24 protein-coding genes are annotated in these 25,540 nt (G+C 70.1%); all 24 read right to left on the reverse strand.

Translation table 11 applies throughout. From position 1 onward, the window contains the following. Positions 1-25: 25 nt before the first annotated feature. The 24 genes from ACIQCH_RS27465 to lysA all read right to left on the reverse strand — a co-directional run bounded on the left by ACIQCH_RS27465 (position 26) and on the right by lysA (position 25,534). Complete coding sequence (locus ACIQCH_RS27465) at positions 26-472, reverse strand: DUF2550 domain-containing protein (protein ID WP_402585126.1); 447 nt, start codon at positions 470-472, stop codon at positions 26-28. Between the two features lie 162 nt (positions 473-634). Further along, positions 635-1,009, reverse strand: coding sequence for a F0F1 ATP synthase subunit epsilon (locus ACIQCH_RS27470; protein ID WP_402585128.1), 375 nt, complete (start codon positions 1,007-1,009; stop codon positions 635-637). 128 nt (positions 1,010-1,137) lie between these two features. Next, entirely contained in the window at positions 1,138-2,580 is a 1,443-nt protein-coding gene (gene atpD, locus ACIQCH_RS27475; protein ID WP_402585130.1) for a F0F1 ATP synthase subunit beta, read from the reverse strand. After that, the gene (locus ACIQCH_RS27480) at positions 2,580-3,497 is read right to left on the reverse strand and encodes a F0F1 ATP synthase subunit gamma (protein WP_402585132.1); all 918 of its coding nucleotides are present in this window, start codon (positions 3,495-3,497) and stop codon (positions 2,580-2,582) included. Before ACIQCH_RS27480 ends, atpD begins: the two co-directional genes overlap by 1 nt. 20 nt (positions 3,498-3,517) lie before the next feature. Continuing rightward, positions 3,518-5,113 (reverse strand): F0F1 ATP synthase subunit alpha, encoded by a 1,596-nt coding sequence (gene atpA / locus ACIQCH_RS27485; protein ID WP_402585133.1) that lies wholly within the window; start codon positions 5,111-5,113, stop codon positions 3,518-3,520. Between the two features lie 129 nt (positions 5,114-5,242). Next, positions 5,243-6,058 (reverse strand): F0F1 ATP synthase subunit delta, encoded by an 816-nt coding sequence (locus ACIQCH_RS27490; RefSeq protein WP_402585135.1) that lies wholly within the window; start codon positions 6,056-6,058, stop codon positions 5,243-5,245. After that, the gene (locus ACIQCH_RS27495; RefSeq protein WP_402585137.1) at positions 6,055-6,600 is read right to left on the reverse strand and encodes a F0F1 ATP synthase subunit B; all 546 of its coding nucleotides are present in this window, start codon (positions 6,598-6,600) and stop codon (positions 6,055-6,057) included. Before ACIQCH_RS27495 ends, ACIQCH_RS27490 begins: the two co-directional genes overlap by 4 nt. 39 nt (positions 6,601-6,639) lie before the next feature. Beyond that, the gene (locus ACIQCH_RS27500) at positions 6,640-6,888 is read right to left on the reverse strand and encodes a F0F1 ATP synthase subunit C (protein ID WP_402585139.1); all 249 of its coding nucleotides are present in this window, start codon (positions 6,886-6,888) and stop codon (positions 6,640-6,642) included. A 76-nt stretch (positions 6,889-6,964) separates the two neighbouring features. Further along, positions 6,965-7,801: a F0F1 ATP synthase subunit A gene (atpB, locus tag ACIQCH_RS27505; protein WP_402585189.1), complete on the reverse strand. Its 837-nt coding sequence runs from the start codon at positions 7,799-7,801 to the stop codon at positions 6,965-6,967. Between the two features lie 203 nt (positions 7,802-8,004). Beyond that, positions 8,005-8,445 carry a hypothetical protein gene (locus ACIQCH_RS27510; protein ID WP_402585141.1) on the reverse strand — a complete coding sequence of 147 codons (441 nt, stop codon included), beginning with the start codon at positions 8,443-8,445 and terminating at the stop codon, positions 8,005-8,007. A gap of 282 nt (positions 8,446-8,727) precedes the next feature. Continuing rightward, a complete protein-coding gene (locus ACIQCH_RS27515) occupies positions 8,728-10,047 on the reverse strand; it encodes an MraY family glycosyltransferase (protein ID WP_402585142.1) in 1,320 nt (439 codons plus the stop codon). 116 nt (positions 10,048-10,163) lie between these two features. Then, positions 10,164-11,432, reverse strand: coding sequence for a serine hydroxymethyltransferase (gene glyA / locus ACIQCH_RS27520; protein ID WP_402585144.1), 1,269 nt, complete (start codon positions 11,430-11,432; stop codon positions 10,164-10,166). Between the two features lie 130 nt (positions 11,433-11,562). Beyond that, the gene (locus tag ACIQCH_RS27525; RefSeq protein ID WP_402585146.1) at positions 11,563-12,210 is read right to left on the reverse strand and encodes a protein-tyrosine-phosphatase; all 648 of its coding nucleotides are present in this window, start codon (positions 12,208-12,210) and stop codon (positions 11,563-11,565) included. Continuing rightward, positions 12,207-12,854 carry an L-threonylcarbamoyladenylate synthase gene (locus tag ACIQCH_RS27530; RefSeq protein ID WP_030201928.1) on the reverse strand — a complete coding sequence of 216 codons (648 nt, stop codon included), beginning with the start codon at positions 12,852-12,854 and terminating at the stop codon, positions 12,207-12,209. The genes ACIQCH_RS27525 and ACIQCH_RS27530 overlap by 4 nt, the downstream gene beginning before the upstream one ends. Positions 12,855-12,906: 52 nt before the next feature. Beyond that, on the reverse strand, positions 12,907-13,752 hold the full coding sequence (prmC, locus tag ACIQCH_RS27535) for a peptide chain release factor N(5)-glutamine methyltransferase (RefSeq protein ID WP_402585148.1): 846 nt from the start codon (positions 13,750-13,752) through the stop codon (positions 12,907-12,909). A 52-nt stretch (positions 13,753-13,804) separates the two neighbouring features. Then, entirely contained in the window at positions 13,805-14,884 is a 1,080-nt protein-coding gene (gene prfA / locus ACIQCH_RS27540) for a peptide chain release factor 1 (RefSeq protein WP_402585150.1), read from the reverse strand. Positions 14,885-14,994: 110 nt separating this feature from the next. Continuing rightward, the gene (gene rpmE / locus ACIQCH_RS27545; protein ID WP_402585152.1) at positions 14,995-15,216 is read right to left on the reverse strand and encodes a 50S ribosomal protein L31; all 222 of its coding nucleotides are present in this window, start codon (positions 15,214-15,216) and stop codon (positions 14,995-14,997) included. Positions 15,217-15,378: 162 nt separating this feature from the next. Further along, positions 15,379-16,470, reverse strand: coding sequence for an LCP family protein (locus tag ACIQCH_RS27550; protein WP_402585154.1), 1,092 nt, complete (start codon positions 16,468-16,470; stop codon positions 15,379-15,381). A 149-nt stretch (positions 16,471-16,619) separates the two neighbouring features. Continuing rightward, positions 16,620-17,555, reverse strand: coding sequence for a S1 family peptidase (locus ACIQCH_RS27555; protein ID WP_402585155.1), 936 nt, complete (start codon positions 17,553-17,555; stop codon positions 16,620-16,622). A 369-nt stretch (positions 17,556-17,924) separates the two neighbouring features. Further along, complete coding sequence (gene rho, locus ACIQCH_RS27560) at positions 17,925-19,952, reverse strand: transcription termination factor Rho (RefSeq protein WP_402585156.1); 2,028 nt, start codon at positions 19,950-19,952, stop codon at positions 17,925-17,927. A gap of 395 nt (positions 19,953-20,347) precedes the next feature. Beyond that, positions 20,348-21,265, reverse strand: coding sequence for a homoserine kinase (gene thrB / locus ACIQCH_RS27565; protein ID WP_402585157.1), 918 nt, complete (start codon positions 21,263-21,265; stop codon positions 20,348-20,350). Positions 21,266-21,621: 356 nt separating this feature from the next. Then, complete coding sequence (gene thrC / locus ACIQCH_RS27570; RefSeq protein WP_402585159.1) at positions 21,622-22,692, reverse strand: threonine synthase; 1,071 nt, start codon at positions 22,690-22,692, stop codon at positions 21,622-21,624. Between the two features lie 7 nt (positions 22,693-22,699). Next, the gene (locus ACIQCH_RS27575) at positions 22,700-23,989 is read right to left on the reverse strand and encodes a homoserine dehydrogenase (protein WP_402585191.1); all 1,290 of its coding nucleotides are present in this window, start codon (positions 23,987-23,989) and stop codon (positions 22,700-22,702) included. A 153-nt stretch (positions 23,990-24,142) separates the two neighbouring features. Beyond that, positions 24,143-25,534: a diaminopimelate decarboxylase gene (lysA, locus tag ACIQCH_RS27580; protein ID WP_402585161.1), complete on the reverse strand. Its 1,392-nt coding sequence runs from the start codon at positions 25,532-25,534 to the stop codon at positions 24,143-24,145. Between the last annotated feature and the right edge of the window lie 6 nt (positions 25,535-25,540).

Below are 25,540 nucleotides of genomic sequence, written 5' to 3' on the forward strand. Positions count from 1 at the left end.
CCGGCTTCACCACGTCTACCGACGGTCAGGCGACGTTCACCCGCTGCCCGGGCGGGGCGGCCTCCAGCCAGGCCAGGAAGCCGGTCAGCGCGTCCTCGCTCATCGCCAGCTCCAGCCGGGTGCCCTTGTGCAGGCAGCCCAGGACGACGGCGTCGGACAGGAGCGCCAGCTCCTCCTCGCCCTCGGGGTGCCGGCGGGCCAGCACCTCCACCGAGGCGCGCTCCAGCATCCGGCGCGGCCGCGGCGAGTACGAGAAGACCCGGAACCAGTCGACCTTGTCGCCGCTGTACCGGGCCACCCCGTACACCCAGCCCTTGCCCGAGGCGTCGCCCCCTTCGGGGACGTCCCAGCGCAGGCTGCAGTCGAAGGTGCCGCCGGACCGCTGGATCAGCCTCCGGCGCAGTCCGAAGACGAACAGCCCGAGCACCACAAGTGCCACGATCACGCCGCTCACAAGCAGAGCGAGGAGCATTTCCACCGACCTCCTCGCTCGTCCACGTGATGCTCTGACAACCGTATGTGATTACGAACCGTGTTACGGAAAAAACTTCACCTGCATCGCCTCAGCCGCGACCCGGTCTGGAAAATTCCAGCTCGGGCCGCGGCTGAGGTTTCGAACGTCTCGGCGCGGGACTCAGTGCCCCGCGACCGCGCGCAGTCGGACTTCGGCGCGACGCTCGGCGGAGGCGTTCTCCTCCGACTTGGCGCGCTCCAGAGCCCGCTCCGCACGCTGGACGTCAATCTCGTCCGCGAGCTCGGCGATCTCGGCGAGCAGGGAGAGCTTGTTGTCCGCGAAGGAGATGAATCCGCCGTGCACCGCAGCGACGACGGTCCCACCCTCGCTGGTACGGATGGTCACCGGGCCCGACTCCAGCACACCGAGCAGCGGCTGGTGACCGGGCATGACGCCGATGTCGCCGGACGTGGTGCGCGCGACGACCAGGGTGGCCTCGCCGGACCAGACACTCCGGTCCGCCGCGACCAGCTCGACGTGCAGCTCAGCAGCCAAGATGGCTCCTCGGGTCTCCACCCGGCGGGTCTGCCGGGTGTTGGGTCAAATTCTAATGGGCGTGGGGAGAGGGACGGGACGCACCCGCCCCTCTCCGTCAGTCAGCTGTGCTCGCGAGGAGCGCGGCTTCAGGAGACGCCCAGCTCCTTGGCGTTGGCCTTCAGGTCCTCGAGGCCACCGCACATGAAGAACGCCTGCTCGGGGAAGTGGTCGTACTCGCCGTCGCAGATCTGGTTGAACGCGGCGATCGACTCGTCGAGCGGAACGTCCGAACCGTCCACGCCGGTGAACTGCTTGGCGACGTGGGTGTTCTGCGACAGGAAGCGCTCGACGCGACGGGCACGGTGGACAACGAGCTTGTCCTCCTCGCCCAGCTCGTCGATACCGAGGATCGCGATGATGTCCTGGAGGTCCTTGTACTTCTGCAGGATCCCCTTGACGCGCATGGCGGCGTCGTAGTGGTCCTTCGCGATGTAGCGCGGGTCCAGGATCCGGGACGTGGAGTCCAGCGGGTCCACGGCCGGGTAGATGCCCTTCTCGGAGATCGGACGGGAGAGAACCGTCGTCGCGTCGAGGTGGGCGAAGGTGGTGGCCGGCGCCGGGTCGGTCAGGTCGTCCGCGGGGACGTAGATCGCCTGCATCGAGGTGATCGAGTGACCACGGGTCGAGGTGATGCGCTCCTGCAGCAGACCCATCTCGTCAGCCAGGTTCGGCTGGTAACCCACGGCGGACGGCATGCGGCCCAGAAGGGTCGACACCTCCGAACCGGCCTGGGTGTAACGGAAGATGTTGTCGATGAAGAAGAGCACGTCCTGCTTCTGGACGTCGCGGAAGTACTCCGCCATCGTCAGACCGGCCAGGGCGACGCGCAGACGGGTGCCCGGGGGCTCGTCCATCTGACCGAAGACCAGCGCGGTCTTGTCGATGACGCCGGAGTCCGTCATCTCCTCGATGAGGTCGTTGCCCTCACGGGTGCGCTCACCGACGCCCGCGAACACCGACACACCGTCGTGGTTGTTGGCGACGCGGTAGATCATCTCCTGGATCAGAACGGTCTTGCCGACACCGGCACCACCGAACAGACCGATCTTTCCACCCTTGACGTACGGGGTGAGGAGGTCGATGACCTTGACGCCGGTCTCGAACATCTCGGTCTTCGACTCGAGCTCGTCGAAGTTCGGCGCCTTGCGGTGGATCGGCCAGCGCTCGGTCACCTCGGAGTTGGCCTCCGGGTAGTTGAGCACCTCACCCAGGGTGTTGAACACCTTGCCCTTGGTGAAGTCGCCGACCGGGACGGTGATGCCCGCGCCCGTGTCGGTCACCGTGGCCTGGCGGACCAGACCGTCGGTGGGCTGCATGGAGATGGTGCGGACCAGGCCGTCACCGAGGTGCTGCGCGACCTCGAGGGTCAGCGTCTTGAGCTTGCCGTCCTCGGCCGGGTCGGCAACCTGGACGGTCAGCGCGTTGTAGATCTCGGGCATCGCGTCGACGGGGAACTCCACGTCGACGACCGGGCCGATGACCCGGGCGACGCGGCCCGTGGCGGCGGCCGTCTCAACAGTGGTCGTCATTACTTGTCACTCCCCGCGGTCGCGTCGGCCAGGGCGCTGGCGCCACCGACGATCTCGCTGATTTCCTGGGTGATTTCGGCCTGGCGGGCCGCGTTGGCAAGCCGGGAGAGGCTCTTGATGAGCTCACCGGCGTTGTCGGTGGCCGACTTCATCGCGCGGCGGCGGGCGGCGTGCTCGGAAGCAGCGGCCTGCAGCAGCGCGTTGTAGATCCGGCTCTCGACGTAGCGCGGCAGCAGGGCGTCGAGGACGTCCTCCGCCGACGGCTCGAAGTCGAAGAGGGGAAGGATCTGGCCCTTCGTCCCCGTCTCCTCCGCGGCCTGGTCGAGGCTGAGCGGCAGCATCCGGTTGTCCACGGGGTTCTGCGTCATCATCGACACGAACTCCGTGTAGACGATGTGCAGCTCGTCGACGCCGCCCTCGGCCGTCTCGGTGGAGACGGCGTCGATCAGCGGCCCTGCGACCCGCTTCGCGTCCGCGTAGGTCGGGCTGTCGGTGAACCCGGTCCAGCTGTCCTCGATCTTGCGCTCGCGGAAGCCGTAGTACGAGACACCCTTGCGGCCGACGATGAAGGTGTCGACCTCCTTGCCCTCGCCACGCAGCCGCTCGGTGAGGCGCTCCGCGGCCTTGATGGCGTTGGAGGAGTAGCCGCCGGCCAGACCGCGGTCGCTCGTGATGAGCAGGACCGCGGCACGGCGCGGGGCGTCAGCCTCGGTGGTGAGCGGGTGCTTGGTGTTGGAACCGGTCGCCACCGCGGTCACCGCACGGGTGAGCTCGGTCGCGTACGGCGTGGAGGCCGCCACCTGGCGCTGCGCCTTGACGATGCGCGAGGCGGCGATCATCTCCATCGCCTTGGTGATCTTCTTGGTCGCGGTGACGGATCGGATGCGACGCTTGTAGACCCGGAGCTGGGCTCCCATGAGTCAGGTCCCTTCCGTCGTCACTTGGAGACGTTGACGGCCGGCGCGTCCTCGCCCAGGAGCTTGCCGTCCGAGGTCTCGAACTGCTGCTTGAACGTGGCGATCGAGTCGGCGACGGACTGCAGGGTGTCGTCCGACATCTTGCCGCCCTCACGGATCGAGGTGAGGAGGTCCTTGCGCTCGCGGCGCAGGAACTCCAGCAGCTCGGACTCGAAGCGACGGATGTCGACGACCGGGACGTCGTCCATCTTGCCGGTGGTGCCGGCCCAGACGGAGACGACCTGCTCCTCGGTGGGCATGGGCTGGTACTGGCCCTGCTTCAGGAGCTCGGTCATGCGCTTGCCGCGCTCGAGCGAGGCCTTCGACGCGGCGTCCAGGTCGGAACCGAAGGCGGCGAACGCCTCGAGCTCGCGGTACTGGGCCAGGTCGACGCGAAGACGGCCGGAGACCTGCTTCATCGCCTTGTGCTGGGCCGAGCCACCGACGCGGGAGACCGAGATACCGACGTTCAGGGCCGGGCGCTGGCCGGCGTTGAACAGGTCGGACTCCAGGAAGCACTGGCCGTCGGTGATGGAGATGACGTTGGTCGGGATGAACGCCGAGACGTCGTTGGCCTTGGTCTCGACGATCGGCAGACCGGTCATCGAACCGGCGCCCATGTCGTCGGAGAGCTTGGCGCAGCGCTCCAGCAGACGCGAGTGCAGGTAGAAGACGTCACCCGGGTAGGCCTCACGGCCCGGCGGGCGGCGCAGCAGCAGGGACACGGCGCGGTAGGCGTCGGCCTGCTTCGACAGGTCGTCGAAGATGATCAGGACGTGCTTGCCCTGGTACATCCAGTGCTGACCGATGGCGGAGCCGGTGTACGGCGCCAGGTACTTGAAGCCGGCCGGGTCGGACGCCGGAGCGGCGACGATGGTCGTGTACTCCAGGGCACCGGCCTCCTCCAGCGCGCCGCGCACGGACGCGATGGTGGAGCCCTTCTGGCCGATGGCGACGTAGATGCAGCGGACCTGCTTGTTCACGTCGCCCGAGCGCCAGTTGTCGCGCTGGTTGATGATCGTGTCGACGGCAAGAGCGGTCTTGCCGGTCTGACGGTCACCGATGATCAGCTGACGCTGGCCGCGGCCGATCGGCACCATGGCGTCGACGGCCTTGTAGCCGGTGGCCATGGGCTCGTGGACCGACTTGCGGACCATGACGCCGGGGGCCTGCAGCTCGAGGGCGCGGCGGCCCTCGGTCGCGATCTCGCCGAGGCCGTCGATCGGGTTGCCGAGCGGGTCGACAACGCGGCCGAGGTAGCCCTCGCCGACGGCGACGGAGAGAACCTCACCGGTGCGCTGCACCGGCTGGCCCTCCTCGATGCCGCTGAACTCGCCGAGGACGATGGCACCGATCTCGCGCTCCTCGAGGTTGAGGGCGAGACCGAGGGTGCCGTCCTCGAACTTCAGCAGCTCGTTGGCCATGACCGAGGGAAGACCCTCGACCTTAGCGATGCCGTCGCCGGCAAGGCTGACCGTACCGACCTCCTCGCGCGAGGCCGCGTCCGGCTTGTACGACTGGACAAAGTTCTCCAGCGCGTCCCGGATCTCCTCCGGCCGGATCGTGAGCTCCGCCATCTGGGTTCCCTGCTCTCCTTGTTGGGCCCGAAGTTTCTTAGGGGTCTGGGGGCGACCCCCAGGAATCTTCTGCAAGTTCTGCACGGCCCAACCGGGCCGCTGGAAATGCTTGTTCTGTTGGTGGCTTGGTCAGCCGGCCATGCGGCGGCTCGCCTCGGCGAGGCGCTCCGCGATGCTGCCGTCGATGACCTCGTCACCGATCCGCACCGAGATCCCGCCGAGGACCGCGGGGTCCACGTCGAGGTTCAGGTGCATCTGGCGGCCGTACAGCTTGGCCAGGACCGCACCGAGACGCTGCTTCTGCACGTCGCTGAGCGGAACCGCGGTGGTCACGACCGCGACCATGCGGTTGCGGCGCCCGGCGGCGAGCTTGGACAGGGACTCGAGTCCCGCTTCCAGGCTACGTCCCCGCGGGGCGGTGACCAGACGGACGACCAGGCGCTCGGCCGCGACGTCGGCCTTGCCGCGGAGCAGGCTGCCGAGCAGCTCGCCCTTGGCGGCGGAGGTGGCGGACCGGTCGGTCAGCGCGGCGCGCAGCTCGGGGGCCGAGTTGACGATCCGCGCGAAGCGGAACAGCTCGTCCTCGACGTCGTCGAGCACGTTGCGGCGCTGGGCGTCCGTGAGGTCGGCGAGGTCCGCCAGCTCCTCAAGGGCGTCCACCAGGTCACGCGACTGCGACCAGCGGGAGCGGACCATGCCGGCCACCAGGTCGGCGGTCGCGCCGCTGACCTGGCCACCGAGCAGGCGCCCGGCCAGCTCGGCCTTGGCCTCGCCGGCCTGCGCCGGGTCGGTCAGGACCCGACGCAGCGACACCTCGCGGTCGAGCAGCGCGGTAACGGCGGCCAGCTCACCGGCGAGCTCCGCCGCGTCGACGGACGTGTTGTCCGTCAGCGCGTCGAGACGCTCACGTGCGGCGGCCAGCGCCTCGCGGCTCGCTCCGTTCATCGCGCGGCCTCGGCCTTCTCCTCGAGCTCGTCGAGGAAGCGGTCGATGGTCCGGCTCTGCCGGGCGTGGTCCTCGAGGGACTCACCGACGAGCTTGCCGGCCAGCGCAGTGGCGAGCTGGCCCACGTCCTGGCGCAGCGCCTGGGCCGCGGCCCGGCGGTCCGCCTCGATCTGGGCGTGGCCGGCAGCGACGATCTCTTCCTTCTGCCGCTGGCCCTCTGCGCGCAGCTCTTCCTTGAGCGCAGTGCCCTGCTCCAGCGCCTCCTGGCGCAGGCGCGCGGCCTCGTGCCGGGCCTCGGCGAGCTGGGCCTTGTACTGCTCCAGCACGCTCTGGGCCTCGGTCTGGGCCGCCTCGGCCTTCTCGATGCCACCCTCGATCGCCTCGCGGCGCTCCTCAAGAACCTTGTTGATGTTCGGGAGCAGCTTCTTCCACAGGAAGCCGAAGACGATCACGAAGGCGATCAGACCGATGATGAGCTCGGGGATCGGCGGGATGAGAGGGTTCTCGGCCTCTTCCGCCGCGAGCTGAACCAGAGGGTTCACATCAGTGCCTTCCGTGTAATGGGGCTATTCGCTACCGGATCAAGAGGTCGGGTAGACGAACGGCATGACCAGACCGATCAGGGCGAGCGCCTCACAGAAGGCGAAGCCGAGGATCTGGTTGGCGCGGATCAGACCGGCGGCCTCGGGCTGACGGGCCAGGGCCTGGGTGCCGTTACCGAAGATGATGCCGACGCCGACGCCGGGGCCGATGGCGGCGAGGCCGTAGCCGATGGAGCCGAGGTTGCCCTTGATTTCGACAGCGGCGAGGGTCTGCGCGAGAGCGGACATGCCCGTTCTTCCTTCTCTTTCATGGACCGGTGGGGGTTGGCCACCGGACGAGTGATGGTTTGGGGGTGGGGGCCGATCAGTGGTGCTCGGCGACGGCGCCCTGGAGGAAGCTGCAGGCCAGGAGGACGAACACGTAGGCCTGGACAGCCTGGATGAAGAGCTCGAAGGCGGTCATCACGATGACCATCACGAACGAGACGCTCGCGTAGGCGATGCCGATGCCGTTCAGGAGGTACCAGCTGGCGATCGTGAAGAGCAGCAGCAGCGTGTGGCCGGCGAACATGTTCGCGAACAGACGCACGGCGTGCGTGAAGGGGCGGACCAGCACGTTCGAGAAGAACTCGATGAGCATGACCAGCGGCAGGATCCCGCCCAGCGACTTGTCGTAGCCGGTGAGGTTCTTCAGGCCGCCGACGAAGCCGTGGCGCTTGAAGGTGACCGACATCCACATGACGTAGACGATCAGGGCCAGGGCCGCGGGGTACGCGATGATCGAGGTCACCGGGAACTGCGCCACCGGGATGATCGACCAGAGGTTCATCATCCAGACGAAGAAGAACGTCGCGACCATGAAGGGGACGTACTTCTCGCCTTCCTTCTTGCCCATCGTCTCGTAGACGATGCCGCGGCGGACGAAGTCGTAGCCGGACTCGGCGACCATCTGGAGCTTCCCGGGCACTAGCTTCGGCTTGCGGAAAGCCGCCCAGAAGAAGCCGACGATGATGACGGACCCGAGCAGGGCGAGCAGCATCGTCTTGTTGAAGTAGAAGTTGCTGTCCGCGTCGCCGAAGATCGGCTCGAACAGGAACGAGTGCAAGCCAGGAGCCGGGAAGCCACAGCCGTCGAAGATGTGGCAATCGGTCTCGAAGGCGAGCACCTGCGTCGGGTCAGCACTCACCGCGGGCTCCTTCAGCGTGGCGCATAGGTACGGCAACCTCGTTGTGTCGGCGCGGCGCGCAGCCGCGGTTCGGCACGGGACTGGTCTTACGGATGATGGGGCGGCTGGCAGGCATTGAGCCTCGCGCTTGAGCAGGCGTCAGCTCAGATGCCCGCGCCCGCGATGCCGCAGTTGGCACCGGACGATAGCAGGAACCCGAACGCGCACTTATCCCGCCCCTACCCTTCACGTCGGGGACCCCGTGTTTTCGGGCTTTCGCCCGAATTGGCATCGGGGTCGACGTAGAGGATTTTGGCCTTCATGTGCGCACGCGCCTGGGCGGCGATCCACGCGATGGTGGAGACGACCAGGGAGATGGCGAAGGCCCGGGGGTTGAACAGCGTCGTGTTCTTGAACACGGCGACGAAGACGAACAGCAGAAGCAGCTGGACCGTGTAGAGCACGAGGCCCATCATCTGGAAGAGCTGCGGGAAGGCCCTGGCGATCCATTGCAGGACCGCCATTCCGGTTCCCATGAAGAGGATCACGATCACCGTCCCCACGGCAGCGCCGAGCGCGCCCTTGCCGCCGGCGACCACACCGCTGACGACCGTGGCGATGACGCCGACGGCAGCGGTGGGCACGACGACGTGCAGGAGTGATCTGGCGTCATTCCGCATGACGGGTTGCTCCGCAAGGTGGTGGGGGTGGTGCACGGGGTGTCGTGCAGTGCACGAGCGTAAGCCCGGTCCGAGATCGCTCCTCGGGCCAATGGACCGTCGCACTACGGTCCTTCGGCTCTGTCGCCGGGTCTAGTGAACGGTATCACAAACTATTTGATGAGGTCTTTACCTGGTGGGTGTGCTTGCTGTCACACATGAGAGTGACCCTGCGCGTCTGTGCACGCCAGCCCCTTGGTTTGTGTGCTAAAGGGCCGTCTTGCCCGAAACGTCAACCGGCCGTCAGCTCGCCGACCCGGCCTTCCGCCGGTCGGGGAAGCGCGAACGGGGGCCCACCGCGGTCGCTCCGTTGACGCCCGAGACCCCGGCCGCCACCGGCGTACGCACCGGCTCCTCGCCCGTGGCCGCCCGCGCCGCGGCCTCCGCCGCCCGCTCCGCGTGCCGGTAGCGCGGCGGCACCAGGCGCTCGGCCCAGCGCGGCGCACGCGGCGTGAAGCGCGGCAGCAGGAGGAGCAGCAGCCCGACGGCGCTCAGCGCGACGATCCCCAGCACGATCCACATCGAGGTGGAGTGCACGGAATAGGCCACCGTGCCGAAGGAGATCAGCGCCGACCAGAAGTACATGATCAGAACGGCTCGACTGTGCGAGTGGCCGATTTCCAGCAGCCGGTGGTGCAGGTGCCCGCGGTCGGCCGCGAACGGCGACTGGCCCTTCCACGTACGGCGCACGATCGCCAGGATCAGGTCGGTCATCGGGATCGCGATGATCGTCAGCGGCAGCAGCAGCGGGATGAAGACCGGCAGCATCGCGTGCGTCGCGTTGCGCTCACCGCCGGCGAACAGCGCCAGCGCGTCGGGGTCCACCTGCCCGGTGATGGAGATGGCGCTCGCGGCCAGCACGAGGCCGATCAGCATCGAGCCGGAGTCGCCCATGAAGATCCGCGCGGGATGCATGTTGTGCGGCAGGAAGCCCACGCACATGCCGAGCAGGATGGCGGCGAACAGCGTCGCGGGGGCCGCGGCCTCGATCCCGTACCCGTACCAGATGCGGTACGCGTACATGAAGAACGCGGCGGCGGCGATGCCCACCATGCCGGCGGCCAGGCCGTCGAGGCCGTCGACGAAGTTCACCGCGTTGATCGTGATGACGACCAGGGCCACGGTCAGCAGGTTGCCCTGCCACTGCGTCAGCGAGACCGTGCCGACCCCGGGGATCGGGATGAACAGGATGGTCAGGCCCTGCATGACCATCACACCGGCGGCGATCATCTGCGCACCGAGCTTGATCAGGGCGTCGATCTCGAACTTGTCGTCGAGGACGCCCACGATCCAGATCAGGGCGGCTCCGGAGAGCAGCGCCCGCGGCTCGTTCGACAGCTCGAAGACGCCGTTGAGGTTCTCCAGGTGGTCGGCCACCAGCAGGCCGGCGCACAACCCGCCGAACATCGCGATGCCGCCCAGCCGCGGGGTGGGTTCGCGGTGCACGTCGCGGGCGCGGATCTCGGGCATGGCGCCGGACGCGATGGCGAACTTCCGCACCGGTCCGGTCAGCAGGTAGGTCACCGCGACCGTGACGCACAGCGTCAGCAGGTATTCACGCACGGGCAGCCCCAGATGTATCGCCGGCCATCTCAGCCCCACACATTAGCTGCGATGCCCCCGCACGTGAGGACATGCCGGGGGCCGTACATGGTTGCAGAACGCCCGGCAGGACCCCGTCAGCGGCCCCCCTGGGACGGGTACGGCGGGAAGGCGAGGGCCAGGGCCGCCACGTCCTCGCGGGCCCTCTCCTCGCCCCTGAGGGCCGCGCCCATCAGCATCGCGATCCGCTCCATCTCGACCTCCCCCATGCCCTGGGTCGTCACCGCCGCCGTACCCAGGCGGACGCCGCGCTGGTCCCCGTACGGCAGCGCGCAGGTGTCCAGCACCATCCCGGCGGCGGCCAGCCGGCCGCGGGCGGCGGGGCCGTCCAGGCCCAGCGGCGCCGGGTCCGCGGTGATCAGGTGCGTGTCGGTGCCGCCGGTGGTGACGGCCAGGCCCTGCTCGAGCAGCGCGGCGGCCAGGACCCTCGCGTTGGTGACCACCTGATGGGCGTACGTGGTGAAGGCCGGGGTCGCCGCCTCGCCGAAGGCCACCGCCTTGGCCGCGATCGTGTGCATCTGGGCGCCGCCCTGCGTGAAGGGGAACACCGCCCGGTCGATCCGGGCCGCCAGCTCCGCGCCGCACAGCACCATCCCGCCGCGCGGTCCGCGCAGCACCTTGTGGGTGGTGGCGCACACGACGTCGGCGTACGGGACCGGGTTCGGCGCCGCTCCCCCGGCGACCAGGCCCATCGGGTGCGCCGCGTCCGCGATGAGGTACGCGCCCACCTCGTCGGCGATCTCGCGGAAGGCCAGGTAGTCGGGGTGGCGCGGGTACGAGATCGAGCCGACCACGACGGCCTTGGGGCGGTGCTTGTCGGCCAGCGCCCAGACCTGCTCGTAGTCGATCAGCCCGGTCTCGGCGTCGAGGCCGTAGGGCACGAAGTCGAACCAGCGGCCGGAGAAGTTCGCCGGCGAGCCGTGCGTGAGGTGGCCGCCGTACGGCAGGCCCAGCGCGAGCACCGTGTCCCCGGGGCGCAGCAGCGCGGCGTACGCGGCCAGCACCGCGGCCGAACCGGAGTGCGGCTGGACGTTGGCGTGGTCGGCGCCGAAGAGGGCGGTGGCGCGCTCGCAGGCGATGCGCTCGGCGACGTCGACGTACTCGCAGCCGCCGTGGTGGCGCTTGCCGGGGTAGCCCTCGGCGTACTTGTTGGCCAGCGGCGAGCCCAGCGCGGCCAGCACCGCGGGCGAGGTGAAGTTCTCGGCGGCGATCAGCTGCAGGCCGCCGGCCTGCCGGCGCGCCTCGCCGAGCAGCACGTCGGCCAGCTCGGGATCCTCGCGGCGCAGAGCGTCGAAGTCCGGCGCCCACGTCTGGTGGGCCTGTGCCTGAGCGTGTGTGACGGTCATGACGCGTCTCCGGCGCTGGGGGAAGGTAGGCCCACTCTAGGCCGCGACCATCCCAAAAGCAGTGGAAACGGACAGATCGTCTTTCCGGTGCCGCGTGTCCACCGCGTCGGGAGCCCCGCCGGCCGCCGCCTCAGTACCGCGCGCCGACACCCGTGAGCGCCGTGACCACCGGGTCCAGCGCCGCGTTGATCTCGCCGCCGATGGAGCGGAAGAGGGAGATCGGGGCGCCGTACGGGTCGTGCACCTCGTCCGCGTCCACGTCGGGCGCCAGCAGCCAGCCGCGCAGCGCCGCGGCGGCCCGTACGAGCGCCCGTGCGCGCTCGACCATGCCCTGGTCGAGCGGGGGCAGGGTCGCCGGGTCTATGGCCCGCACCAGGCGCGTGAACTCCTTCAGCGTGAAGGTGCGCAGCCCGGCCGAGTGCCCCATCGAGATGACCTGCGCCCGGTGGTCGCGGGTGGCGGTGAGCACCAGGTCGGCGCGGATGACGTGCTCGTCGAGCAGCTCGCGCCCGGCGAATCCGGAGGCGTCGGCGCCGAACTCGCCGAGGACGGTCGCGGCGTGCGCCTCCATGGGCGCGCCCTCGTGCCCCCAGGTGCCGGCGCTCTCCACCACCAGTCCGCCGGTCAGCGGGTCGCCGAGCCGGTCGGCCAGGGCATGGCGCGTCAGCCGCTCCGTGATCGGGGAGCGGCAGACGTTGCCCGTGCTGACGTGGAGGATGCGGAACGTGCTCCCGGCTGCGTCCGGGAGACCCGCTATGCCACGGCCCTCAGGGCTCACGGAGCCACCTCGAGGTCGGGTACGACCTCCCGCAGCTGGGCCGCGGTGAGGGCGCCCTCCCGCAGCAGCACGGGGACCTTGCCGGTGACGTCGACGATGGAGGACGGCTCCATGCCGGGGGTCGGGCCGCCGTCCAGGTACACGGAGACGGAGTCGCCGAGCATCTCGCGGGCGGCGTCGCAGTCCTCGGGCGCCGGGTGGCCGGAGAGGTTGGCCGAGGAGACGGCCATGGGGCCGACCTCGGTCAGCAGCTCGATGGCGACCGGGTGCAGGGGCATGCGCACGGCCACGGTGCCGCCGGTCTCGCCGAGGTCCCACTGCAGCGACGGCTGGTGGCGGGCGACCAGGGTCAGCGCGCCCGGCCAGAAGGCGTCGACCAGCTCCCAGGCGTGCTCGGAGAAGTCCGTGACGAGCCCGTGGAGGGTGTTCGGGGAGCCGATGAGCACCGGGGTCGGCATGCTGCGGCCGCGGCCCTTGGCGCGCAGCAGGTCGGCCACGGCCTCGGGGCTGAAGGCGTCCGCGCCGATGCCGTACAGGGTGTCCGTGGGCAGCACGACGAGTTCCCCGCGGCGTACGGCGGAGGCCGCCTCGCGCAGACCCGTCTTGCGGTCCGTCGCGTCGTTGCAGTCGTATCGCCGGGCCATCAGCGGGCCTCCTCGTGCGGGGCGGTCGGTACAGGTGCGGTGCGGGGGGTGCTCACGGCGTCGCCTTGCGGGCCGTGGCGAAGCGGGGACGGTTGTTGAGGTCGGGGTGGTCGGCCGCGTCGGACCAGCCCTTCTCCTCGGCGAAGATCCACGGGACCTGGCCGCCCTGGGTGTCGGCGTGCTCGACGACGACGAGACCGCCGGGCCGCAGCAGCCGGTGCGCGGTGCGCTCGAGGCCGCGGATGGTGTCGAGGCCGTCCTCGCCGGAGAACAGGGCCATCTCCGGGTCGTGGTCGCGCGCCTCGGGGGCGACGTACTCCCACTCGGTGAGCGGGATGTACGGCGGGTTCGAGATGACCAGGTCGACCTGTCCGTCCAGCTCGGGCAGGGCGGTCAGGGCGTCGCCCTCGTGCAGCACGACGCGGGACCCCTGGACGTTCTTGCGCGTCCAGACCAGCGCGTCCTCGGACAGCTCGACGGCGTGCACGGTCGAGCGCGGCACCTCCTGCGCCAGGGCCAGCGCGATCGCGCCGGAGCCGGTGCACAGGTCGACGATCAGCGGCTCGACCACGTCCATGGCGCGCACGGCGTCTATGGCCCAGCCGACGACGGACTCGGTCTCCGGGCGCGGGACGAAGACGCCCGGGCCCACCTGGAGCTCCAGGTAGCGGAAGAAGGCGCGCCCGGTGATGTGCTGCAACGGTTCGCGGGCCTCGCGGCGCGCCACGGCCTCCCAGTAGCGCGCGTCGAAGTCGGCGTCCTTGACGTTGTGCAGCTCTCCCCGTTTGACGCCGTGGACGAAGGCGGCGAGCTCCTCCGCGTCGAAGCGCGGTGAGGGCACGCCGGCCGCGGCCAGCCGCTGGGTGGCCTGGGCCACCTCCGCGAGCAGCAGGTTCACGCTTCCTCCAGCGAGTCCGTACGAGGTGCGGGTACTACGGCGGCGCAGTGCGTCAGCTCTGCGCGGCGAGCTTGGCGGCCGAGTCGGCGTCGACGCAGGCCTGGATGACCGCGTCGAGGTCGCCGTCGAGGACCTGGTCGAGGTTGTACGACTTGAAGCCGACCCGGTGGTCCGAGATCCGGTTCTCCGGGAAGTTGTACGTACGGATCTTCTCGGACCGGTCGACGGTGCGGACCTGGCTGCGGCGCGCGTCGGCCGCTTCCTGCTCGGCGGCCTCCTGGGCGGCGGCGAGCAGCCGGGACCGCAGGATGCGCATGGCCTGCTCCTTGTTCTGGAGCTGGCTCTTCTCGTTCTGGCAGGAGGCGACGACGCCGGTCGGGACGTGCGTGATGCGCACGGCCGAGTCGGTGGTGTTGACGGACTGGCCGCCGGGGCCCGAGGAGCGGTACACGTCGATGCGGAGGTCGTTCGGGTTGATCTCGACCTCGACCTCCTCCGCCTCGGGGGTCACCAGGACGCCGGCCGCGGAGGTGTGGATGCGGCCCTGGGACTCGGTGGCGGGCACGCGCTGGACGCGGTGCACCCCGCCCTCGTACTTCAGGCGGGCCCACACGCCCTGGCCGGGCTCGGTGGCGCCGTTGCCGCCCTTGGTCTTCACCGCGACCTGGACGTCCTTGTAGCCGCCGAGCTCGGACTCGGTGGAGTCGATGATCTCGGTCTTCCAGCCGATGCGCTCGGCGTAGCGCAGGTACATGCGCAGCAGGTCGCCCGCGAACAGGGCGGACTCGTCGCCGCCGGCGCCCGCCTTGATCTCCAGGAGGACGTCCTTGTCGTCGCTGGGGTCGCGCGGGACCAGCAGCATGCGGAGCTTCTCGGTGAGCTCCTCGCGGGCTGCCGTCAGCTCCTTGACCTCGGCGGCGAAGTCGGGGTCGTCCGCGGCCAGCTCCTTGGCCGTGTCGATGTCCTCGCCCGTCTGCTTCCAGGCGCGGTAGGTGCCCACGATGGGGGTCAGCTCCGCGTAGCGCTTGTTGAGCTTGCGCGCGTTGGCCTGGTCGGAGTGGACCGAAGGGTCGGCGAGCTTCTTCTCGAGGTCGGCGTGCTCGCCGACCAGTTCCTCGACCGCCTCGAACATCGGTGGGCTCCTGGAGTGAAAAAGTCAGATAAGGGCTGCGGACGACAAAGGCGCCGGTCGGGCCGCCCCCGTAGGACAGGGGGCGGGCCGGCGACCGGCGCCGTGGCTCGCTACTTCTTGGAGCCGGCAGCCTTGCCGAAGCGGGCCTCGAAGCGGGCCACGCGGCCACCGGTGTCGAGGATCTTCTGCTTGCCCGTGTAGAACGGGTGGCACTCGGAGCAGACCTCGGCACGGATGGTGCCGTTCGTCAGGGTGCTACGGGTGGTGAACGACGCGCCACAGGTGCAGCTGACCTGGGTCTCGACGTACTCGGGGTGGATCTCGCGCTTCAAGGTGTCTCCTAGTATCGGGAGGGCGCCGGGTCGCAGGGGGCGGAATTGCCCACGGCGTGAACCGGAGCCGACGTACCAGTCTGCCAGGACCGGGCCGCCTTACAAAATTCGGGACGTGCTGCTCAACAGGGACGGGGCCCGGTGTATTCCTGCCCCCGGTCCTCAGTTCACGATGCCCTCGGCCTGGCCCTTGTCGCCGGCCTTCAGGGCCTCCGCGGGGACGGGCCGGTCCTGCGACAGCGCGGTCCAGATCTGCCGCGTGGCGCTCTCCAGCGGAACGACGCGGTTCGGGTCGATCTCGTCGTAGCCGACGGGCAGCGTGACCATCTGCACGTCGGAGGCGTCGATGCCCTGCAGGCCCGCCGCGAAGCCCGCCAGGGCCTTCACGCTGCCGAGCTTGCTGTCGGTGGTGATCGCCTTGGTCGCGGTGTCCGCCACGTCCAGCGTCCGCGCCGGGTCGTCGAACACCCCGATGCCCTTGACCTGCTTCATCAGGGCCTTGATGAAGGCCTGCTGGAGCTGTATTCGGCCCAGGTCGCTGCCGTCGCCGACGCTCTTGCGGGTGCGTACGAGGCCCAGGGCCTGCTCGCCGTTCAGCTTGTGGGGCCCGGCCGCCAGGTCGAGGTGGCTGGCCCCGTCCTTGATCGGCTTGGTCGTGGTGATCTCCACGCCGCCGAGCTTGTCGATGATCTTCTTGAAGCCCGTGAAGTCGACCTCGAGGTAGTGGTCCATGCGGATGCCGGACATCGTCTCGACGGTCTTCACCGCACAGGCGGGGCCGCCGACGGTGAAGGACTCGTTGAACATCCTGCGCTCGCCGCCGGCGTCGGTGGTGCCCTCGGGCGTCTTGCACGAGGGCCGGGTGACCAGCGTGTCGCGCGGCACGGATATGACCGCGGCCTTCTTGTGGCCCTCGTAGAGGTGCACGATCATCGCGGTGTCGGAGCGGGCCGAGCCGCCGTCGTCGGCGCCGTACTCCCCGTTCGCTCCGGAGCGCGAGTCGGAGCCGAGGACCAGGATGTCCATGGAGCCGTTGTCCACGTCGGCGGGGCGGTCGTCGCCGAGGGCCGCGTCGATGTCGACGCTCTTGAGGTTCCCGTTGAACTTCACGTAGACGTAGCCGAGGCCCGCTCCCCCCAGGACCACCACGCCGGCCGCCGTCCACGCGGTGATCGCCAGCGCCCTGCGGCGGGTGGGCGGACGCTTGCGGTGGCCCCTGGTGCGGGCTCCCCGGCCCGCCGTGTCCTCGGTCATGCTCTCCTCGCTCCGTCGCGTTCTGGTCGCTCATACCCCCCGGATGGCCCGACCAGAGAGACGGGGCTCGGGCGAAAAGGGTTGCACGACAACGGAAAGCGGCCCGGTGCCGAGGGCACCGGACCGCGTCCGTGAAGCGAATGCCGTGATTAGCGCAGCTGCGCGGCGACGGTCTTCGCGTAGGTGCTGTACTTCGTGAAGACGGGGTGGGCGCCCTTGTAGACGCAGTCCTTCACGCCCCACGAGGTGACGCCGACGATGCGGCCGTTCACGAGGAACGGACCACCGGAGTCACCGTTGCAGGTGGCGACGGTGCCGCGGTCGGAGCCGGTCGCGGCCTTGCCGACGCAGAGCATCGCGCCCTTCTTGAAGCCGGTGCCCCAGAAGCGCTGGCAGACCGAGTTCGCCTGGACGGGCAGGTAGCCGCGACGCAGGTAGGTGGACAGGTTCTGGTTCTTGGACGTGGTCCGGCCCCAGCCCACGGAGGTGCCGATCTTGCCCGGGCGGTACGAGGCCGTGTCCGTGGAGGTCGTGACCTTGGCCGGCTTGGCCGAGGTGCGCGACTTCAGCGTCAGGACGGCGATGTCGTTCGCGAACGTCGAGGAGTTGTACCGCGGGTGGTACCACTGCTTCGAGATCGAGTACATCTTGCCGCCGTACAGGCTGTGCGAGTCGGCGATGCGGGTGGCACCGGTGATCACGAAGCCGTACTTGACGAAGTTCTTGCCCTTGACGCAGTGGGCAGCCGTCAGGATCTTGCGGGAGTTGACGACCGAGCCGGAGCAGAACCAGCCGTGGCCCTGGCCGTCGCCGACCCACAGCTGGGTCATGAACGGGTAGTTCTTGATGTTGACCGCCGTGCCGCCGATGATCTGGGCGTCACGCTCGGGGGCGTTGTTGCCCTTGTTGGCGGCGTTGATGACCGAGGCCATCTGCGCGGTGACCGACGCGGAGGAGTCGGGCTGCGCAGCGGGCTGGGCGGCGGCACCGGCCGGGGCGGCCATGGTGGCGACGAGACCGGCGGCGAGAGCGGCCGTGGCACCCGAGAGGGCAGCGCGGCTACGCAGGGACTTCAGAGAAAACACTCAATCTCCCCGTATGAGGTGTCTGTCTGGCACGCAGGGGGAGGCTGATTTCGCACGACGCGGACCCCGGGCACCGAAGTACCCAAGTCCCGCCCACTGTCCGGCCGTTGGCGGCCGGCGCTGTCGTGGTCCCCCCGACGTGCGGCATGACCGATCCTATGTCATGTCCGCGCCTTAATCCAACCCGTATCCAGCAATACCCGGAAATAGATTGACAGTTGAGCCTTTGTCAACATGTAAGGAGCGTGTAAGTCCCAACACGGGACGTCACGAGCGCCGGCCACACGCAAACCGCCCCGTCACCGGAGTGACGGGGCGGTGGCGAAGACGCCGGGGGCACCGGGAACGGTTCCCGGTTTCCGGACGTTGTCAGTCGTCGTTCTTCGACGCCGGGGTCGTCTTGGCGATCTGCATCAGGAACTCGGCGTTCGACTTCGTCTGCTTCATCTTGTCGAGCAGCAGCTCGATCGCCTGCTGCGAGTCGAGCGCGTGCAGCACCCGGCGCAGCTTCCAGACGATGCTGAGCTCCTCGCTGTTGAGGAGGATCTCCTCCTTGCGGGTGCCCGACGGGTCGACGTCGACGGCCGGGAAGATGCGCTTGTCGGCGAGCTTCCGGTCGAGCTTGAGCTCCATGTTGCCGGTGCCCTTGAACTCCTCGAAGATCACCTCGTCCATGCGCGAGCCGGTCTCGACGAGCGCGGTGGCCAGGATGGTCAGCGAGCCGCCGTCCTCGATGTTGCGCGCGGCACCGAAGAAGCGCTTCGGCGGGTAGAGCGCGGTCGAGTCGACACCACCGGACAGGATGCGGCCGGAGGCGGGCGCCGCGAGGTTGTACGCGCGGCCCAGGCGGGTGATGGAGTCCAGCAGGACGACCACGTCGTGACCCAGCTCGACGAGGCGCTTGGCACGCTCGATGGCCAGCTCGGCGACCGTGGTGTGGTCCTCGGCCGGGCGGTCGAAGGTCGAGGAGATGACCTCGCCCTTGACCGACCGCTGCATGTCGGTGACCTCTTCCGGACGCTCGTCGACCAGGACGACCATCAGGTGGCACTCGGGGTTGTTGCGCGTGATCGCGTTGGCGATCGCCTGCATGATCATGGTCTTACCGGTCTTCGGCGGGGCCACGATCAGACCGCGCTGGCCCTTACCGATCGGCGACACGAGGTCGATGATGCGGGTGGTCAGCACGCCCGGGTCGGTCTCCAGGCGGAGCCGGTCCTGCGGGTACAGCGGGGTGAGCTTGTTGAACTCGGGGCGGCCGCGGCCGGACTCCGGCGCCATGCCGTTGACCGAGTCGAGGCGCACCAGCGCGTTGAACTTCTCGCGGCGCTCGCCCTCCTTCGGCTGGCGCACGGCACCCGTGACGTGGTCGCCCTTGCGCAGGCCGCTCTTGCGGACCTGGGCGAGGGAGACGTACACGTCGTTCGGGCCGGGGAGGTAGCCGGAGGTCCGGATGAACGCGTAGTTGTCGAGGATGTCGAGGATGCCCGCGACCGGGATCAGCACGTCGTCGTCGGCGACCTGCGGCTCGTTCGCGCCGAACTCGTCGCGACCACGACGGCCACGGCGGTCGCGGTAGCGGCCGCGCCGGCCGCGACGGCCGCCCTCGTCGTCGAAGTCGTCCTGCGGCCCCTGCTGCTGCTGGCCGCGGCCGCCGCCCTGCTGCTGGCGCTGGCCGGCCTGGCCCTGGCCCTGGCCCTGGCCCTGGCCCTGCTGGCCGCCGGCCTGCTCCTCGCCCTTGCCGCGCTCACGGCGGTCACGGCCGCGCTCGCCGCGCTCGCCCCGCTCGCCCCGCTCGCCCCGCTCGCCGCGCTCACGGCGGTCGCGGCGGCTCCGGCCCTCGGTGCTCTCCGCCGGGGCGGAGACGGCGGTGGCGGCCTCGGCCTTGGCCTCGTCCGCACGGGCCTCGGTACGGGCCTCCGTCTTGGCCTCGGCCTGCGCGGGGGCGGCGGCCGGGGCCTCGGCGGCGGACGGGCTGCCGGCGGCCGCGGTGGCGCGCCGGCGGCGGCGCTCGCCGGCCGGGGCGTCGTCGGACGCGGGCTGGCCCGGGATGTCGATCTGCTGCTGGGCGGCCGGGGCCTCGGCGGCGGCGTCGGCCTTGACGGCCTTGGCCGTCGTACGGCGCTTCGGCTTGGCCTCGGCGGCGTCGGCGCTCTTGGCGGGGGCGGCAGCGCCGCCACCGGCCTGCGCCTCCTTGATGACCTCGATCAGCTGGCTCTTGCGCATGCGCGCGGTGCCGCGGATACCGAGGCCCGATGCGACCTGCTGCAGCTCGGCCAGAACCATGCCCTCGAGGCCGGTGCCAGCGCGGCGGCGCTTGGGGGTGGCAGCACCCGCGGGCGCGCTGGTCTCGACACTGGTGTCGGCAGCGCCCATCAGATCGGTGGTGTCGCTCACGAAGGGTCCTTCCCTGGAGCGGACGTCGGCCTGTCTGGCTCGGCGACCGGTTGTGCTGTCCGGCCGCGGTCCCTGATGTGTGGACCGTGCCGGGGCGGTGGTCCGCCGATAGAGGTACGGCGGAAGAAATCAGTACATGGGTTCCGGCGAGAAGACCCCAGCTGCAAAGCGTGGGAATGTCACGCCGATTCCGGAGCGTGCTCGGAACTGCCTGGCATTGGTCAGAGCAGTCGGGGAGGCTCCCGGAAGAAAGGTGGTCCCGGATGGGGACACTGAGCACCGAGCCACGACGGCTTCGGATGCGTACTTGAGATTAACACTACCGGATCCAACAGACATTCCCCCTCTCACTCACCGGCAATCGCGCCCTTCCGACAAGGCGGTACCAGCAGGACCTAGCCCGCGAGCGGCAGCACGCTCGCACCTGCGGCGTCGAGGGCCAGCCGGTTGGCGGCCCACCCCTCGCCCGCGAGCAGTGCGACCTTGTCGGCCGTGCCGTTCTCGGCCAGCGCGAGGACCGTGGGGCCCGCGCCGGAGATGACCGCGGGGACCCCGTCCGCCCGCAGCCGGTTGACCAGCGCCACGCTGTCGGGCATCGCGGGCTGGCGGTACTCCTGGTGCAGCCGGTCCTCGGTGGCCGGCAGCAGCAGCTCGGGGCGCCTGGTCAGGGCCTCGACGAGCAGCGCGGCGCGGCCGGCGTTGACGGCGGCGTCGACGTGCGGGACGGTGCGCGGCAGCAGGCCGCGGGCGGTCTCCGTCAGCACGGGCTTCGAGGGTACGAAGACCACCGGAACGACGGAATCGGCGGGGTCCATCCTGATGGCGCGGGCGGAGCCGCCCTCCATCCAGGCGAGGGTGAACCCGCCGAGGAGGCAGGCCGCGACGTTGTCGGGGTGGCCCTCGATCTCGGTGGCCAGCTCCAGCAGCGCGGCGTCGTCGAGCTTCGCGTCGCCGCCTATGGTCACGGCCCGCGCGGCGACGATGCCGGCGCAGATGGCGGCCGAGGAGGAGCCGAGGCCGCGGCCGTGCGGGATGCGGTTGGCGCACACGACCTCCAGGCCCCGGGGCTGCCCGCCCAGCAGGTCGAAGGCCGTGCGCATGGAGCGTACGAGCAGGTGGCTCTCGTCACGGGGCAGAGTGTCGGCGCCCTCGCCCGCGATGTCGATGTTCAGCCCGGAGTCGGCCACCCGGACGACCACGTCGTCGTAGAGCCCCAGGGCCAGGCCGAGGGCGTCGAAGCCCGGGCCGAGGTTGGCGCTGGAGGCGGGGACGCGCACCCGTACGGCGGCGGCGCGGAACGCTGGACCGGCCATCGCTCGATGACACTCCTTGTGACTGTGCGAGATGTTCGCGGTGAATGTACTTGAACACGTACGACATCCGAAGGCCTCGGGGGCAACACCGCAGGCATATGCGAGTGGGCGGATGTAAGTACAGCCTATCGAAGGAAGGTTCTGTCGCGACATAGGGCGCACGGGAGGCGCACGATGCGTGTCGCGGACCCCCCTCCGCCCCTTTGTCGGCCCGTGGGGCGTTGTGCGGCGTTCCGCTCCGGCCGCGGGGCGGTCGTGCGGGGGCGGTCGGCGACCGGCCCTGCGGCCGCCCTCGACCGGTTCCCGACCGCCGCGGGGCCCGCTGCGGGCCCCGTGGCGGTCGGGAGGGGCCTACGTCAGACCAGGCCGAGCCGGACCGCGGCGGCCTCGGCGTCCACCGGAACGGTGACGGGCTGCGGAGCGCCGGCGATCGCCCAGTCGGGGTCCTTCAGGCCGTTGCCGGTGACGGTGCACACGATCTTCTGGCCCGGGTCGACCTTGCCCTGCTCGGCGGCCTTGAGCAGGCCGGCCACGGACGCGGCGGAGGCGGGCTCCACGAACACGCCCTCCTGCGAGGCCAACAGCCGGTAGGCTGCCAGGATCTGACGGTCGGTCACCTCGTCGATGAAGCCGCCGGACTCGTCGCGGGCCGCGAGGGCGTACTCCCAGGAGGCCGGGTTGCCGATGCGGATCGCGGTGGCGATGGTGTGCGGCTCCTTGACCGGCTCGCCGCGCACGATGGGCGCCGAACCGGAGGCCTGGAAGCCCCAGATCCGGGGGGTGTGCGTGGCCAGGCCGTCGGCCGCGTACTCCTTGAAGCCCCGCCAGTACGCGGTGATGTTGCCCGCGTTGCCCACCGGCAGGACGTGGATGTCGGGGGCGTCACCGAGCGCGTCGACGATCTCGAACGCGGCGGTCTTCTGACCCTCGATGCGCACCGGGTTGACGGAATTGACCAGTGCGACCGGGTAGTTGTCGGACAGCCGGCGCGCGAGCGTGAGGCAGTCGTCGAAGTTGCCGTCCACCTGGAGGATCTTCGCGCCGTGCACCAGCGCCTGACCCATCTTGCCCAGGGCGATCTTGCCCTGCGGCACGAGCACGGCCGAGACCATGCCCGCGCGCACCGCGTAGGCGGCGGCCGAGGCGGAGGTGTTGCCGGTGGAGGCGCAGATGACCGCCTTGGCGCCCTCCTCCTTGGCCCGGGTGATGGCCATGGTCATGCCGCGGTCCTTGAAGGACCCGGTGGGATTCGCGCCCTCGACCTTGAGGTGCACCTCGCAGCCCGTGCGCTCGGAGAGGACCTGGGCCGGTACGAGCGGGGTGCCACCCTCGCGGAGCGTCACCACGGGAGTCGTGGCCGTGACCGGAAGCCGGTCCCGGTACTCCTCGATGATGCCCCGCCACTGGTGGGTGCGATTGCTGCTCATGGGTCCTTTACTCCCCTTCAACACGCATGATGCTGGCGACACCGCGCACGGTGTCGAGCTTGCGCAGTGCCTCGACGGTGCCGGAGAGGGCGGCGTCGGGCGCGCGGTGGGTGACGACGACGAGGGAGGCCTCGCCGTCCTTGCCCTGCTGGCGGACGGTGTCGATGGACACGCCGTGCTCGGCGAAGACCGTGGCCACCTGGGCGAGGACACCCGGCTTGTCCGCCACATCGAGGCTGATGTGGTAGCGGGTGACGACCTCGCCCATCGGGCTGACCGGCAGCTGGGTGTACGCCGACTCGCCCGGCCCCGTTGCCTCGGCGAGCTTGTTGCGGCAGACGGCGACCAGGTCGCCCAGGACGGCGGAGGCGGTCGGCGAACCGCCCGCGCCGGGTCCGTAGAACATCAGCCGGCCGGCCGCCTCGGCCTCGACGAACACCGCGTTGTAGGCCTCGCGGACGGAGGCCAGCGGGTGGCTGAGCGGGATCATCGCCGGGTGGACGCGGGCCGTGACGGACTCGCCGTCGGCGGCCCGCTCGCAGATGGCGAGCAGCTTGATGGTGCAGCCCATCCGCTTGGCCGAGGCGAAGTCGGAGGCGGTGACCTCGGTCATGCCCTCGCGGTAGACGTCGTCGAGGCGGACCCGGGTGTGGAAGGCGATGCCGGCCAGGATCGCGGCCTTGGCGGCCGCGTCGTAGCCCTCGACGTCGGCGGTCGGGTCGGCCTCGGCGTACCCGAGGGCGGTGGCCTCGTCGAGCGCCTCGGAGTAGCCGGCGCCGGTGGAGTCCATCTTGTCGAGGATGAAGTTCGTCGTGCCGTTGACGATGCCCATCACCCGGTTGATCTTGTCGCCGGCGAGGGACTCGCGCAGCGGGCGGATCAGCGGGATGGCGCCGGCCACGGCGGCCTCGTAGTAGAGGTCCCGCCCGTGCTGCTCGGCGGCGGCGTGCAGGGTCTCGCCGTCCTGGGCGAGCAGCGCCTTGTTGGCGGAGACCACCGAGGCGCCGTGCTCGAACGCGGTGGTGATCAGGGTGCGGGCCGGCTCGATGCCGCCGATGACCTCGACGATGACGTCGATGTCCCCGCGTTTGACCAGCGCGGTCGCGTCGGTGGTGATCAGCGACGGGTCGATGCCCTCGCGGACCTTCGAGGGGCGGCGGACCGCCACGCCGGCGAGCTCGACCGGGGCGCCGATGCGCGCGGCGAGGTCGTCGGCGTGCGTCGTCATGATGCGCGCCACCTCTGAGCCGACCACACCACAGCCCAGCAGCGCCACCTTCAGCGGACGCGTACGCATCATCACGACCTACGCCTTTCGTCAACAATCCGGCTTGCCGGTGCAAGCACGGTCCGAACCAGTCTCACGCACTGGACAGGACTTTCCATCCCTTGTCCAGAGTCCGAGACGTCCATCTCGGTCCCCCGGGGGCCTTCCCCGGAAAATCCAACCTCATCCGAGGTCGAGTCGCAGGAGATCCTCCTCCGTCTCGCGCCGGACGATCACACGCGCGGCCCCGTCGCGGACCGCGACCACGGGCGGTCGCAGCGCGTGGTTGTAGTTGCTCGCCATCGAGCGGCAGTACGCCCCGGTCGCCGGTACGGCCACCAGGTCGCCCGGCGCCAGGTCGGCCGGCAGGAACGCGTCGCGCACGACGATGTCACCGCTCTCGCAGTGCTTGCCGACCACGCGGGAGAGCATGGGCTCGGCGTCGGAGGTGCGGGAGACCAGGGCGACGCTGTACTCGGCGTCGTAGAGGGCGGTGCGGATGTTGTCCGACATGCCGCCGTCGACGCTCACGTACGTGCGCAGGCCCTCCAGCGGCTTGATCGTGCCGACCTCGTAGAGGGTGAAGGCCGTGGGGCCGACGATGGCGCGGCCCGGCTCGACGGAGATGCGCGGCACGGCCAGTCCGGCGGACTCACACTCACGGGTGACGATCTCGCGGAGCGACTTGGCGATCTCGTGCGGCTCGCGCGGGTCGTCCTCGGACGTGTACGCGATGCCGAGGCCGCCACCGAGGTCGATCTCGGGCAGCTCGACGCCGTGCTCGTCGCGGACCGCGGCGAGCAGCTGGACGACGCGGCGGGCGGAGACCTCGAAGCCGGCGGTGTCGAAGATCTGCGAGCCGATGTGCGAGTGGACGCCGATCAGCTCGAGGCTGTCGTGGCCCAGGGCACGGCGGACGGCCTCGGCGGCCTGCCCGTCGGCGACCGCGATGCCGAACTTCTGGTCCTCGTGCGCGGTGGCGATGAACTCGTGGGTGTGCGCCTCGACGCCCACGGTGACGCGGATCTGGACGCGCTGGCGGACGCCGAGCTCCCGGGCCACGTGCGCGACCCGGGCGATCTCCTGGAAGGAGTCGAGCACGATCCGGCCGACCCCCGCCTCGATGGCGCGGCGGATCTCGGGGACGGACTTGTTGTTGCCGTGGTACGCGATCCGGTCGGCCGGCATCTCGGCGGCCAGCGCGGTGCTCAGCTCGCCCGCCGAGCAGACGTCGAGGTTGAGCCCCTCCTCCTTCAGCCAGCGCACAACGGCCTTGGAGAGGAAGGCCTTTCCGGCGTAGAAGACGTCGGCGTCCGAGCCGAAGGCGTGCGCCCAGGCGCGGCAGCGCTCGCGGAAGTCGGTCTCGTCGAGGAAGTAGGCGGGGGTCCCGAACTCCTCGGCCAGCTTGGTCACTTCGAGTCCGGCGACGGTGACGACGCCGTCGTCGCCCCGGCGTACCGTGCGCGACCAGACCTTCTCGTCGAGGGCGTTGAGGTCGGCGGGCGGGGCGGTGTAGTGGCTCTCCGGCAGGACGTCTCCGTGGCGGGGCCCTGCGGGGTGCGCGGAACGGCTCATGATCTC

This window comes from Streptomyces sp. NPDC093225, assembly GCF_044753805.1.
Classification (GTDB): domain Bacteria; phylum Actinomycetota; class Actinomycetes; order Streptomycetales; family Streptomycetaceae; genus Streptomyces.

Bases quoted from the DNA above. Each gene is read 5' to 3' on its own strand.
- ACIQCH_RS27480 (WP_402585132.1), bottom strand. From the start codon at position 3,497: ATGGGAGCCCAGCTCCGGGTCTACAAGCGTCGCATCCGATCCGTCACC.
- ACIQCH_RS27530 (WP_030201928.1), bottom strand. From the start codon at position 12,854: ATGGCCCGGCGATACGACTGCAACGACGCGACGGACCGCAAGACGGGT.
- atpD (WP_402585130.1), bottom strand. From the start codon at position 2,580: ATGACGACCACTGTTGAGACGGCCGCCGCCACGGGCCGCGTCGCCCGG.
- ACIQCH_RS27500 (WP_402585139.1), bottom strand. From the start codon at position 6,888: ATGTCCGCTCTCGCGCAGACCCTCGCCGCTGTCGAAATCAAGGGCAAC.
- lysA (WP_402585161.1), bottom strand. From the start codon at position 25,534: ATGAGCCGTTCCGCGCACCCCGCAGGGCCCCGCCACGGAGACGTCCTG.
- glyA (WP_402585144.1), bottom strand. From the start codon at position 11,432: ATGACCGTCACACACGCTCAGGCACAGGCCCACCAGACGTGGGCGCCG.
- ACIQCH_RS27490 (WP_402585135.1), bottom strand. From the start codon at position 6,058: ATGAACGGAGCGAGCCGCGAGGCGCTGGCCGCCGCACGTGAGCGTCTC.
- thrB (WP_402585157.1), bottom strand. From the start codon at position 21,265: ATGGCCGGTCCAGCGTTCCGCGCCGCCGCCGTACGGGTGCGCGTCCCC.
- ACIQCH_RS27465 (WP_402585126.1), bottom strand. From the start codon at position 472: ATGCTCCTCGCTCTGCTTGTGAGCGGCGTGATCGTGGCACTTGTGGTG.
- ACIQCH_RS27550 (WP_402585154.1), bottom strand. From the start codon at position 16,470: ATGACCGAGGACACGGCGGGCCGGGGAGCCCGCACCAGGGGCCACCGC.
- ACIQCH_RS27510 (WP_402585141.1), bottom strand. From the start codon at position 8,445: ATGCGGAATGACGCCAGATCACTCCTGCACGTCGTCGTGCCCACCGCT.
- atpA (WP_402585133.1), bottom strand. From the start codon at position 5,113: ATGGCGGAGCTCACGATCCGGCCGGAGGAGATCCGGGACGCGCTGGAG.
- ACIQCH_RS27575 (WP_402585191.1), bottom strand. From the start codon at position 23,989: ATGCGTACGCGTCCGCTGAAGGTGGCGCTGCTGGGCTGTGGTGTGGTC.
- thrC (WP_402585159.1), bottom strand. From the start codon at position 22,692: ATGAGCAGCAATCGCACCCACCAGTGGCGGGGCATCATCGAGGAGTAC.
- prfA (WP_402585150.1), bottom strand. From the start codon at position 14,884: ATGTTCGAGGCGGTCGAGGAACTGGTCGGCGAGCACGCCGACCTCGAG.